This is a genomic window from Actinoallomurus sp. NPDC050550, from assembly GCF_040655075.1.
Taxonomy (GTDB): Bacteria; Actinomycetota; Actinomycetes; order Streptosporangiales; family Streptosporangiaceae; genus Actinoallomurus.
On record NZ_JBFAJC010000060.1, the window covers coordinates 51078 to 63766 of the forward strand.

Annotated in this window: 12 protein-coding genes; 10 read left to right on the forward strand and 2 right to left on the reverse strand. The window is 69.0% G+C overall.

All coding sequences use genetic code 11. The features are described from left to right. Positions 1-102: 102 nt before the first annotated feature. The 8 genes from AB0I04_RS45945 (at position 103) to AB0I04_RS45980 (ending at position 8366) form a co-directional block, all read left to right on the forward strand. Positions 103-960, forward strand: a complete 858-nt coding sequence (locus AB0I04_RS45945) for an AraC family transcriptional regulator (protein WP_360899892.1) — start codon at positions 103-105, stop codon at positions 958-960. Between the two features lie 10 nt (positions 961-970). Then, positions 971-1660 carry an isochorismatase family cysteine hydrolase gene (locus AB0I04_RS45950; protein WP_360899895.1) on the forward strand — a complete coding sequence of 230 codons (690 nt, stop codon included), beginning with the start codon at positions 971-973 and terminating at the stop codon, positions 1658-1660. Further along, complete coding sequence (locus tag AB0I04_RS45955; RefSeq protein ID WP_360899898.1) at positions 1657-2604, forward strand: hypothetical protein; 948 nt, start codon at positions 1657-1659, stop codon at positions 2602-2604. Before AB0I04_RS45950 ends, AB0I04_RS45955 begins: the two co-directional genes overlap by 4 nt. Positions 2605-2639: 35 nt before the next feature. After that, positions 2640-2975, forward strand: a complete 336-nt coding sequence (locus AB0I04_RS45960) for a YciI family protein (RefSeq protein WP_360899901.1) — start codon at positions 2640-2642, stop codon at positions 2973-2975. Further along, on the forward strand, positions 2972-4204 hold the full coding sequence (locus AB0I04_RS45965) for an RNA polymerase sigma factor (RefSeq protein WP_360899904.1): 1233 nt from the start codon (positions 2972-2974) through the stop codon (positions 4202-4204). Before AB0I04_RS45960 ends, AB0I04_RS45965 begins: the two co-directional genes overlap by 4 nt. Positions 4205-4631: 427 nt before the next feature. Then, on the forward strand, positions 4632-6617 hold the full coding sequence (locus tag AB0I04_RS45970; protein ID WP_360899907.1) for a S53 family peptidase: 1986 nt from the start codon (positions 4632-4634) through the stop codon (positions 6615-6617). A gap of 372 nt (positions 6618-6989) precedes the next feature. Next, positions 6990-7742, forward strand: coding sequence for a hypothetical protein (locus AB0I04_RS45975; protein WP_360899909.1), 753 nt, complete (start codon positions 6990-6992; stop codon positions 7740-7742). Positions 7743-7880: 138 nt separating this feature from the next. After that, positions 7881-8366 (forward strand): hypothetical protein, encoded by a 486-nt coding sequence (locus AB0I04_RS45980; protein ID WP_360899912.1) that lies wholly within the window; start codon positions 7881-7883, stop codon positions 8364-8366. Positions 8367-8379: 13 nt separating this feature from the next. On the opposite strand, the gene AB0I04_RS45985 is transcribed toward AB0I04_RS45980, so the two are convergent. Beyond that, positions 8380-8550 (reverse strand): hypothetical protein, encoded by a 171-nt coding sequence (locus AB0I04_RS45985; RefSeq protein WP_360899915.1) that lies wholly within the window; start codon positions 8548-8550, stop codon positions 8380-8382. A gap of 241 nt (positions 8551-8791) precedes the next feature. On the opposite strand from AB0I04_RS45985, the gene AB0I04_RS45990 reads away from it, so the two are divergent. Further along, positions 8792-9949, forward strand: a complete 1158-nt coding sequence (locus AB0I04_RS45990) for a hypothetical protein (RefSeq protein WP_360899918.1) — start codon at positions 8792-8794, stop codon at positions 9947-9949. Positions 9950-9983: 34 nt separating this feature from the next. Here AB0I04_RS45990 and AB0I04_RS45995 read toward each other — a convergent pair whose 3' ends face one another. Continuing rightward, positions 9984-11120, reverse strand: coding sequence for a serine hydrolase domain-containing protein (locus AB0I04_RS45995; RefSeq protein ID WP_360899921.1), 1137 nt, complete (start codon positions 11118-11120; stop codon positions 9984-9986). A 432-nt stretch (positions 11121-11552) separates the two neighbouring features. Here AB0I04_RS45995 and AB0I04_RS46000 point away from each other — a divergent pair, with 432 nt between their 5' ends. Next, positions 11553-12203, forward strand: a complete 651-nt coding sequence (locus tag AB0I04_RS46000; protein ID WP_360899924.1) for a vWA domain-containing protein — start codon at positions 11553-11555, stop codon at positions 12201-12203. Positions 12204-12689 lie beyond the last annotated feature (486 nt).

Here is a 12689-nt window from a genome sequence, read left to right on the forward strand (position 1 = left end):
CAGACGGTGATGATTGCGGTCGAGGGTAGAGCCGGCGCGGAGTCGCCCGCGTTCCAGCCCGGGCGCAGCGGGCCGACAAAAGCGGGGGAGGTCTGGCTGAGTGTGAAGGGTGAGCAGGCCGGAGCGGACCGCGTCCGGCATTCGTACGCGCCGGGGGCCGGCGATGTGCGGTTGGTGACGGCGTCGTTCCGGACGCACCATTTCGTGCCGCACGCGCACAGCGAATACGCCATCGCGGTCATCGACCGTGGCGCAGAGGCAGTGCGCTACCGGGGTGCGGACGAGCACGCCGGCGCCGGGGGCTTGCTGCTGCTGGATGCCGAGGTCATCCATGCCGGGCGGCCTGCCGCGTCAGAGGGCTGGGACTACCGGGTCTTCTACGTGCCTCCCGGTCTGCTGGCCGAGATCGGAGGGCGGAGGCCGACGTTCCCGGCCGCGACTCCGCGGGATCCGGAGTTGGCCGCCCGCCTGGTTCGGGTGCATCGGCTGCTGGGCGAGCCGGGCACCTCGCCGTTGCTCGCCTGCGAACAGCTTCATGAGGTGCTGGCGCTGGTGCTGGCCCGGCATGCGGCGTGCGGGCCGACCCAGCCGTCCAGGGCCTCATGGCCGGCCGCGATCGGCCGGATCAAGGGGTATCTGGCCGCCGACATCGGGCGCACGCCGAGCCTGGCCGAACTGGCCGAGCTGGTCGGGATGCCACGCTTTGTGCTGCTTCGCGCGTTCCGCACCGTGACCGGGGTGACCCCGCACGGGTACCTGCTGGCGTTGCGGCTGCGGCATGCCCAGCAGTTGCTGACCGCCGGCCACAGCGTCGCCCGGGCGGCCGCCGACAGCGGCTTCTACGACCAGTCTCACCTGCACCGCCACTTCCGCCGGACGTTCGCCGCCACCCCCGGGCAGTTCGCCCGTACCGGACGGGCGTGCAACGACGTACAAGGCGGCCCCGCCACCGAGTCCTAACGTGCACAGGGTGATCGAGAACCCTCTTTCCCAGGATCCGGTGCCCGGCGATGAGTACACCCGGCCGCAGTTCGCCCGCGCCGCCCTGCTGACGATCGACATGCAGGCCGACTTCGTTTCCGGCCCGCACGCGGTGCCCGGCACCGAACAGATCGTCCCGGCGGTGGCCAGGCTGGCGCGCGTGTTCCGGGACGCCCATCGGCCCATCGTGCACGTGGTCCGGCTGTATCTGCCCGACGGCGGCAACGCCGACATCTGCCGCCGGTCGCTCATCGCCTCCGGCGCCGACCTGGTCGCCCCGCACTCGCCGGGATCTCGCCTGGCCGACGGCCTGGCCCCGGCGGGCGCCGCGCCCCTGGACCCCGGCCGGCTGCTGTCGGGTGCGGCCCAGCCGCTCGCCGACGGAGAGCACGTCATCTACAAGCCGAGATGGAGCGCCTTCCACCACACCCCGCTGCGGTGGCATCTTGATGATCTCGGCGTGAACACGCTGGTCGTCGCGGGATGCAACTACCCGAACTGTCCGCGGGCGACGATTTACGACGCGAGCGCGCGTGACTACCGGCTGGTGATCGCCGAGGACGCGACATCAGGTTTCGGCGAGCATGCCCGGCCAGAGATGACCGGGATCGCGGCTTGGTGCCTGACCGTCGCCACGATCGGAAGGCACCTTCGCGCCGGCGACGGGGCGGCCGCATGACGAGCCTGGTCCGCACCGTGCGCGGTGACTTGCCACTCGGCGAGCTGGGAGTGACCGACGCCCATGACCATCTGCTGCTCGAGTCCCCTGTGATCCCCGGCAGCCCGCTCAACCGGCGGTCCGCCGCGTCGGCCATGGCCCAGGACTTCAAGGCGGCCGGCGGCCAGACCCTCGTGCAGTGGACCCCGCCGGGAATGGGCCGTCACGCCGAATGGCTGCCCGGTATCGCCGAGCGGACAGGCGTCCACATCATCGCCGCCACCGGCCTGCACCAGGCACGCCACTACACCACTGGCGGAGGCCCGCCGCGCTGGCCCGCGACCCTCGGCACAGCGGAGCTCGCCGCACTGTTCACCGAGGAACTCACCATTGGCATGCGCGGCGACAACGGCATGCCGGACCCGGCCGACCCGGCATGCGCGGGCGTGATCAAGGTGGCGGCCGGCTACCACGGCACAGACGAGCACGAACGCCGGGCGCTGGCCGCAGCCGGCACCGCTCACCAGGCCACCGGCGCGCCGGTCTGCGTGCACCTTGAACTGGGCACCCACGGCCAGGCGGTGCTCACCGCGCTGGACGCCGCCGGCGTGCCGCCCGGGCACGTGGTACTCGGCCACCTCGCCCGAAACCCGGACCACCGCCTGCACGCCGAGCTGGCCGCCTCCGGCGCCTACCTCGCCTACGACGGCCCTCGTCGCGATACCCACGCCACCGACTGGCGGCTCGGTGATCTGATCTGCGCGATGCTCGAGGCCGGATACGGCGACCGCATCCTGCTCGGTGCCGACACCCCCACTGCCGACCGCCTCGCCCCTAACGGAAGCCCCGGCCCGGCGGCCCTGCTCGACGATACGGCCGCCGCGCTGGCCCGCCGCGTCGGCGAGGACGCCATGCACACGATCCTGGCCGTCAACCCAGGCCGCGCGTTCGCATGGCGCCGGTAGGGCACCGGGGGATCCGGTCGGGCAGAATTCATCGCATGAAGTACGTGCTGCTGATCTGCGATGACGAGACGATCTCACCGACCAACGAGGAGCTCGATGCGGATCCAGTGCACCGGGCCTGGGTGGCGGACCTGGATCGGCGCGGCGGCAAGCTCGTCGGCGCGCGGCTGCGTCCGGTCGTGGACGCGACCACGGTCCGCGTACGCGAGGGCGAGACGCTGGTCTCGGACGGGCCGTTCGCCGAGACCAAGGACTTCGTGGGCGGCTTCGTGATCGTCGAGTGCGCGAACCTGGACGAGGCGATCGAGATCGCCGCCGGTCATCCGTACGCGCGCTGGGGCGGCGTCGAGATCCGTCCCATGTGGGAATGACCGCGCCCGACGACCGGGTACGGGCCGCGGTCGACGCGGCCTATCGGGACGAGTGGGGCCAGGTGGTCGCGACCCTGATCGGATCGACCGGGGACTGGGACCTGGCCGAGGAGTGCGCACAGGACGCGTTCGCCGCCGCGCTGGAGACCTGGCCGCGCGACGGCGTCCCGCGCCGCCCGGGCGCCTGGCTCACCACCACCGCCCGAAACCGCGCGACCGACCGGCTGCGCCGCGATGCCGCCGGGGCGGCCAAGCTACGCCAACTCGCCGTGCTGGCCCGCGATCCCGGCACGCCACCCGTGGACGAGATCCCGGACGAGCGGCTGCGGCTGATCTTCACGTGCTGCCACCCGGCGCTGCCGTTCCCGGCCCGGGTCGCGCTGACCCTGCGTACGCTCGCCGGACTGACCACCGCCGAGATCGCCCGGGCGTTCCTCGCCGCTGAGCCCGCGATGGCGCAACGGCTGGTCCGCGCCAAGCGCAAGATCCAGGAGGCCGGGATCCCGTACCGCGTGCCACCCGCCGAACTCCTCCCGCAGCGACTGGCCGCCGTCTTCGCGGTGCTCTATCTGATCTTCAACCAGGGCTACGACGAGGAGTACGACCCGCAGGACGCCCGCCGCGACCTGACGGCCGAGGCCATCCGCCTGGCGCGGGTCCTGGTCCGCCTGATGCCGCAGGAGCCCGAACCCCGCGGACTGCTCGCGCTGATGCTGCTGCACGAGGCCCGGCGCGCGACGCGCACGGACGACGGTGTGCTGGTCACGCTGGAGAAGCAGGACCGCTCGCGGTGGGACCGGGCGCTGATCACCGAGGGCGTGGCGGCACTCGACCAGGCGCTGGCGATGCGGCGCGCCGGGCCGTACCAGTTGCAGGCCGCGATCGCCGCCTGCCACGCCACCGCGCCCGACGCGGCAAGCACGGACTGGCCGCAGATCGCGGGCCTGTACGCCGACCTGGCAAGGCTGGCGCCATCGCCGGTCGTGGACCTCAACCGCGCCGTGGCGGTCGCGATGGCGGACGGCATCCCCGCCGGGCTGGCCCTGGTCGACGAACTCGCCGCGTCCGGCCGGCTCGAGGGGTACCACCTGCTCCCCGCCACCCGGGCCGACCTGCTCCGCCGCGCCGACCGTACCGCCGAGGCGAAGGCGGAGTACGAGGAAGCGCTGAAGCTGGCGCCCACCGAGGCCGAACGCCGCTACCTCACCGGCCGCCTCGAAGAACTCTGAGTTCTCGCATTAGACGGCAGTTTCCACAGGTGGGCATCGGGCGGCAGCGCCGCGAGCACATCGGCCAGGTCACGCGACTCCGCCTCGTCGGCGCACGCACCGTCAGCTCCTGGCCGCCGAGGCGGCCGGGCACGGTCCGGCGAAACCGACGGGGTGGAAGCCCAGGTGGCGCCGACGCCGACCCGATAAGCCCGCGACTTCCGGCAGAAGCGCCGACGCGGGAGTTGCCGCCCCCCGGCGCGCCAGGACGATCAATCCCAAGAGGTCTACAACGCAAAGCCCTGAAGGAGCGGGAGTCGACGACGGCAGGACTGGCGGCTTCGGGTCACCGCATGAAGGCAGTGTTGGGATCGCCGTGGGAGCGCAACGGCATTCAGCTTGGTTGTGGCCGCGTCGATGATCGTTTGGATTTTGAAAGGACTTACCAATGGCATTCGGTGCACTGTGGCGCTTGGCCACTGGGGCCGTGGCGCTGACGCTACCTGCGATGGTGGTGTTCGCCGACCCAGGACAGGCGGCCAGCGGGACGACGCCGGTAGCAGGTACCCAGCCGTCGTGGGCGGTGACGTCCGCGGATCGCGGTTCGGCAGCGGCCTCGACGCCGATCAAGGGGCGGATCTGGCTCGCCTACCAAGACCCCGCCGGACTGGCGCGTTTCGACCGGGAGGTCTCGACTCCCGGCAACGCGGCGTACGGGCACTACCTGACTCCCGCTCAGTTTCGGGCGCGCTTTGGCCCAACACGCGCGGAGCAGCGGGCGGTCACATCCTGGGCGAGGTCGATGGGCCTTGGGGTAACCGCGGTCACCAACCACTACGTTGCCGTGAAGGGTAGCGTGGCCCAGGCGCAGCGGGCGTTCTCGGTACAGTTCCACAAATTCCTAGTCAAGAACCAACTCCAGATCGCGCCCGAAAGTACGCCGCGGGTGCCGGCGGCCTTGGCACCCAACGTGATGACCATCACCGACCTGGATTCGGCACCTCATCAAATGAAACCGGCGGACGATCTTCCACCTCCGCCGCCCAACCGCTGGACGCCCGGGCCGTGCGACAAATATTACGGTGAGACGAAGGCCACGAACCTCCCGACTGCATATGGCACCAGCGCGCCGTGGAATCTCTGCGGATACACGCCCAGTCAACTCAGGTCCGCTTACGGCGCCACTCGCAGCGGCCTAACCGGGAAAGGCGTGACGGTGGCCGTCCTCGACGCCTACGCCTCACCTACGATCCTTTCCGACGCCAACACCTATTTCGCCAGCCACGGCAACGCGGGCTTCGCCTCCGGACAGTTCACACAGAACCTGGCGCCCTCATGGAACTCCGTGTCGGCCTGCGGCAACTGGTTTACAGAGGAACACATCGACGTCGAGGCCGCACACGCCATGGCGCCGGACGCGAACGTGGTGTACGTGGGCGCCGCAAGCTGCAATGACAACGACCTCCAGGACGCGATGGCGCGAGTCGTCGACAACCACCTCGCCAGCATCGTCAGCAATTCCTGGACCGCACCCGAGGACCAGGAGACCCCCGCCCTCCGGGCGACGTATGACTCCATCCTCCAACAGGGCAACGCCGAGGGTATCGGCATGTACTTCGCGTCGGGTGACGCGGGCTACAACGACCCCGCCACGGCTCGTGGTGCTGGAGAAGGGTCCGACAAGCTTCAAGTGTCGTACCCTGCTTCAAGTCCGTATGCGACCGGTGTGGGCGGAACTGCGCTCGCCATCGGGTCACGCGGCAACTACGAGTACGAGTCCGACTACGGTATCTTCCGCGACCCCCTCAACTCGGCGGGGACCGGCTGGACCGATCCGCTGCCCGGAACCTATCCTGCGGACTTCTACCAAGGCAGCGGCGGCGGCACCAGCTACGCCTATTCCCAGCCGTCCTACCAGGCGGGGATCGTGCCGAACAGCCTGAGCGGGACCCTGCCCAATGGCGCTTCGACCTCGCCCATGCGTGTCGTGCCCGACGTGGCCATGGACGCCGACCCCAACACCGGGATGATCATCGGCCTGACCGCAACACAGCCCGACGGCTCCACTGCCTACTCCACCGCTCGCTGGGGCGGTACCAGCCTGGCCACCCCGCTGTTCGCCGGCATGCAGGCTCTCGCCGAACAGGCGAAGGGGGCGCCCATCGGATTCGCCAACGGCGCGATCTACCACGGCTACCGGGGACACCTCTTCACAGATATCACAACCCAAAACCCCGGGAACCCGCTGGACTTCGCACTGAATTGGTACACCAACCCCAGCACCGCCAGCGGTCCGATCCTCACATACCTCGCCACCACCGGCACCGACGGCGCGGGCCCCGCACTTCTGGCCACCACACCCGGCTACGACGCAGCCACCGGCGTCGGTAGCCCCAACTACAACTACCTGATGTCTTTCATGATCTACAGGTAATCGACCCGCTTAATGGTGGTCCTCCCAGACGGGAGGACCACCACATCGGCAGACCTCGTCGACCGGCACGCTCCGCACACCAGCAAGTCGCGGTCGCCTGAGAAAAGAGAGCGCCTTCGTGTGCGTCCCTCAGGGCCCAGGCGATCGCAATTGCTCCTAAAATTCCCGCTACGCGCTTTCCAGGCCACAAGTCGAGCCGATCCGGCAAAATGTTGGTAAAGACAACCTCGAATTTTGGTGTTCTGAAACTCGCGTGACGGAGCCCACAAATTTTCGGTTGCCTGATCGTCCAAGTGTTGGCTAAAGTCACCGACTTGCCGGACTTGAGCCATATCAAGCCGGCTTCATAATCTTCACTGGGGGAGAATCGTCATGCCCATGCATAGGTTGCTCGCCGGAGCCGGTACAGCCGTGGCCTTCGCCATCATGGTGACCGGATGTTCATCGTCGAAACCGTCCTCTCCCGGCATCACCCAACAACCCCCGGCCACCGCCAAGCAGCCCGCCGCCTCCGGCGGCCCGAGCAGCCCGGCCGGGGGATCCGGCAGCGTCCCGACCGGCACGAAGCTGAAGACGCTGACGCCCACCGCCAAGGACCTGCCCCACGGCTGGAAGCTGGACAACGCCTCCAACTTCGACACCGGAGCCACCGTCAAGACCCCCAGCGCCCCACTGCTGCCCGGCGAGAGCTGCGCCAAGGCGATGACCAACGGCGGCGCCAAGACCCTGACCGACGACTACCAGGCCTCCTATGCCGAGCAAGGGCTCAAGACCCCCAACGACACCAGCTCCGACCTGGTCTTCAACGGTTACCAGCCCGGAGATGCCGTCAAGCAGATGAACGAGGTCAGCGCCCTGGCCAAACGCTGCGCGCACTTCACCACTCAGGCCCTCGGCGGCAAGACCGTCAAGATGACCACCAAGGCAACGGCCCTCGCCCACCTTGGTGACCAGGCGCTGGACGTCAAGGTCACCCCCACCGGCCCCTACGTCGCCGACGAGATCATCCTCGTACGCTCCGGCAACGTCATCATGGCGATGGACGCCGACAGCCAATCCGGCCCGATGCCCGCTCTCAAACCGCTGGCCACACGACTCGCCAAGCGGCTACCGCTCAAGTCCTGACCCGCGCGCCCGGCAGACGCCGCCACCAGAAAAGCCCGGCGGCGCCACGATCGCGCCGGTAACCGCGTCAGAGCAGAGGCCCGCCGTGGCAACCGGCGCCCTCACGTATCGCAGCCATCACCAACAGGAGCAGAGCTCGTGAAGCCAGGCCGACTGATCGTGACGTTGTGCATCGGCGTCGCCGCGATCGCCTACGGCGCGTTCCTCAGCACGAAAACGACCGCCACCTGCAACGGCAGGTCGATGGGACCGGACGACCGGTGCATCACCATCTCCCACCACGGCTTTTCCAGGGTCGCCCGGGACTCCGCCCAGCAACTGTCCAAGACCCACGACGAGGGCTACACACTCATCGGCGTCGGCGCCTTGTTCATGGTCGTCACCGTCGTCTTCATGGTGGCCCGGCGACGTTCCCCTGCCGCAGCCGCACCGGCGTACGGTGCGCCGCCGTCGGGGCCGGCCGGCGGCCCCTACCCCCAGTACGGGCCGTACGGACAGCAGCCACCCGCAGCCGGCGGACCGCCGAACAGTCCCTACCCTGCGGCCACGCCCTACCCCAACCAGCCGTATCCGCCCAGCCCGCCCCAGCCTCCCAACGGACCGAATCCGCCCCGCAGGTACTGACAGCCACACCGCGTCACACTGCGCCGCTCCGCACGGCCGTCCGATACCCCATGAAGGCGTCGATCTCGGCGTTGCCTGCGTCGGAGTTCTCGCGGACCGCGAGGTGACCGGTGTGCGGCAGCACACCGGTCGTGCTGCCTTCCACCGAGTCGGCCATCTTGCGCACGACGTGCACCCGGAACATGCGACGTTTGAAAGCGGCGTGAAAAAGTCACCGGCAAGGGACCGGCCTCATGCGCCTCTGATCTCCGAAACCCGACCAATCGCCAGCCTCCGAATCGGCTGATGAAGGCCCACGTCGACCCGGCGCCATCGATGCCACGCGGAAGTGGCCGACGACAGATCCGCACCCTCGATCACCACCTCACCTTGACGATTCGCGGTCCGGTACTTACCGTCACGAAGCCCGCTCATCCGGAGGTGACATGTCCGTCCTCAAGCGTCGTCGTACCTCACCGCGGGGCCGAGCGCTCCTGTTCGGCGCGGCCGTCACGGGCCTCGCCTGCGCCGCCTGGACGGCCCACGCCACCGTCGCCTCCGCGTCGGCCTTCCCGGGGGCCGTGGGCTACGGCGCCGGCGCGACCGGCGGTGCCGGCGGCACGACGTACCACGTGACCAACCTGAACGACTCGGGCAGCGGCTCGTTCCGCGACGCGGTCAGCGCCTCCCACCGCATCGTGGTGTTCGACGTCGCCGGCTATATCAAGTTGTCCTCCGCCGTCTCGGTCACGAGCAACATCACGATCGACGGCACGACCGCTCCCGGCCAGGGTGTCGGCCTCATGGCCCGGGAGGTGTCGTTCGCGAACTCCTCCAACGACATCGTCCGCAACGTCCGGTTCCGCGAAGGCACCCTCGACCCGGCCAGCGGTAAGGCCAGCCTGTCGCTCTACCAGAGCAGCAACATGATCTTCGACCACGTCTCGGTCGAGTTCGCCAAATGGGACGACATCGACGCCGTCGGCGCCTCCAACATCACCATTCAGGACTCCATCATCGCCGACCCGATCGGCCAGCAGTTCGGCGCGCACACCGAAGGCGGCCCCTTTACCTGGTACCACGACATCTTCGCCAACTCCCACAACCGGAACCCGCTGGCGAAGGCCGACACCCAGTACATCGGCAACGTCATCTACGACTACCAGGCCGGCTACACCGCCGGGAACTCCGGCGGGAAGTTCACCCACGACGTCGTGGACAACTACTTCATCACCGGCCCGAGGACCACCAACGCCTCGAACGCCTACTACCAAATGGGCTCCAACCAGTCGACCTACAACAGCGGCAACCTGCTCGATTCCAACCGCGACGGCTCGCTGAACGGCTCCTCCCTCGCGCTCGGCGGCGGCAGCGCCGCGCTGAGCTCCCCGTGGTCCTCACTGACCCCGGGCCTGGTCTCCTCGGCGGGTAGCGCCGCCTCCGCGTACGCCCACGACATCGCGCAGGCCGGCGCCCTCCCCCGCGACCAGGTGGACACCCAGGTGATCGGCGACGTCACCTCCCTGGGCGCGAAGGGAGACCTCTGGACCAGCCAGACCGCGACCGGCCTCGGCAACGACGGCTACGGCACCCTGACCGGTTGACCCCCTCGGGTCGGCGCGCGACGCTGCGGCGGCCTCATCTCTGAGCCGGGTCGCCGCAGAACTCATCGGCGATGAGCGTGTTGATCTCCTTTCCGGCGGCCGGGCTCAGCTTGAGGCTTCGGTTCACCGAGATCGTGATCTGGCGTGGGCCCTGAGGGCTGGTGAAGCTGTAAGTGCCGTACCCGGGCACGCCTCCCTGGTGGCCCCAGATCTGCCGGCCGCACATCTCGGTGTACCCGAGGCCCAGCCCGTACCCGAAGCCGGGGAAGGCGGGTTCGGACTGCTTCATCTGGCGCAACAGGGTGGGCGGCACCAGCCGCCCGCCGAGCAACGCCGAGTAGAAGAGGTTCACGTCGTGGGTGGTGGAGACGATGTCGCCGCTCGCCCACGCGGCGGACATGTTGTAGGTGGTGAGATCCGTCAACCGGGTCGACGAATACACGGCCTCGTACCCGCGCGCCGACGGCAGCCGCAGCCGCGGGTCGTGTCCGGCGGGGTAGGTGTTCCGCAACCCGGCCGGGTCCAGCACGCGCCGGGACAACGCGCGTGCGTAACTCTCGCCGGTGACCTTCTCCACGAGCATGCCGAGCAGGACGTAGTCGGTGTTGGAATACAGGAACTGTCTGCCGGGGGTGAACTGCAGCGGCTTCTGCGTGGCGATGCGCACGAGATCGGCCGGGGCGTAGTCCCGGTATCGCGACCGGGCCACGGTCTTCGGGTCCGGCCACAGGACGCTCCCATAGTCGAACAGACCGCTTCGGTGCTGCAGCAACTGACGGACGGTGATCGGCTCGGAGTACGGCAGCACCCCCGGCAGGTAACGGTCGATCGGGGCGTCGAGGTCGATCCGCCCATCCGCGACAAGGCTGAGCACCAGGGTCGCCGTGAACGACTTGGTGACGCTGCCGATGCGGAACCGACCGGAGGGCCGCGGCGGCTCGTGGGTGCGGAGATTCCCTGCACCGGCCACGATGGAGCGGGTGCCACGCTCATCGCGCGTCTCGATGTTGACGCCCGGTACGCCGGCCGCGACGACCCTGCCCGCCTGTCGCACCAACGTCTGCCGAGACGGCGGCGGAACCACTGATGCGCCGGTCGGTGCGATGGGCAGCGCTGCACCCACGAGTACGGATCCGGCGACGACGGCGGACGCGTGCTTCGAGATCTTCATGATGGCGAAGCTAGTGAGGCGGCATGGCCGAACACATTGGAGTCACCCCTCTCATCCGAGGTGGAGCCAGCCCCCCATCGATCGAAGACCTGAGACACTGGCGGTTGTTGACGTTCTCGGGTGGCAGGGAGGGTTCGGTCGATGTCGCGATCCGGTTCCCGGAGGAGGACGACGACGCCACGATCCGGTCTTTGTGCGAATGGCTCCGGCGGGATCCGGACGTCGCGCGTGATGTGACCGTGCGGCTGCTCGGCGCACCTGCCAGGCCTCAGGACACTTCTCACCGATCCCGAACTGTGGGGGCTGGGTGAGGACAACTGCGCGATCATCCTCGATGCCGGGCGGGAGGTGATCGCCGGTGCGCTCGATGCGGCTGCGCAGGTACCGCTGGTACGGAACCGTGCCCACCGGGCAGGGCTCAGGTCGCGATCGGTGTCGCTGGAGCCCCTCGACTTTCGCATCGAGGTCTTCCACAACGAGTACCTGCCGCCGGGCGGGGACGAGGTCAACGCCATCATCACCGTGACCGCCGAAACTCCTGGCGGCGTGGGCATCGGCGCGACGGCCGTCGCGCCGGAACGCAGGGCCGTCGTGTTCCTGCTGGGATGCGCGCCATCGATGGATTCGGGCCGGCTGTCCGCGGCGAAAGAGGCAGTGATCGCGGCGATCGAGACGCTGGCGGACGGAACACGCTTCGCGGTGATCGCCGGCACCGGCGCGGCCACCGTGGTCTATCCCCCCGACAAGGCTCTGGCGACCGCATCGCGCGCGACACGTGGCGAGGCGAAAACGGCCGTCAACGGTCTGCGCACAGGTTCGGGGGTCGCGTTCGGCCGGTGGCTGACCGCCGCCGCCGAGCTCCTCGCCGACGTCGATCTCGCGCACGCGATCCTCCTCACCGACTCGGTCAACGACGCTAAAACCGATGCGGATCTAAAGGCCGCGTTGGACGCGTGCCGGGGGAAGTTCAGCTGTGACTGCCGAGGGCTGGGCACCGACTGGCGCGTGGACGAACTCCTCGAGATCGCCACAAAGCTGAACGGGAGCGTCGACATGGTCGCGCGCCCGACCGACTTGACCTGAGCATCATCAGCACCGACACCCCTGAAGGCTCTTCCGAAGCCGGAGAAGAGGTCGTCGCGCAGGCCCTGATCCCCGCGCGCTGGACCGACGACGAAGCCCATACCCGTATCAATCGGCAGGTCGCGCACTACACCGGCCAGGCCGAGTTGGCAGCCGCCATCGAGACGGGCCTACGCCCCCGCGCTGAATGGAAGTCCGCCGGCATCCCGGCCGAATTCTGCTCATCCTGCGGGCAGGCCCTGGCTCGTGGAGACCGATTCCGCGATGCGTGCGGACACGCCACCCACCGACGCTAGGGTCCAGCCGGCTCGCCGACCACCGGGGCGGAACCGCCGGCCACTGACACCCCGCACGGCGGTGGGACCACGACATTCCTTCGCCGCGCGCGCGACCTATCCGGACGTGTGGTCGAAGTGGAGTTTTGTGGTGATGCGGTATCGGTCGCCGCGGTAGGCGGATTGGGCGTATTCGATGGTGCGTCCGGTG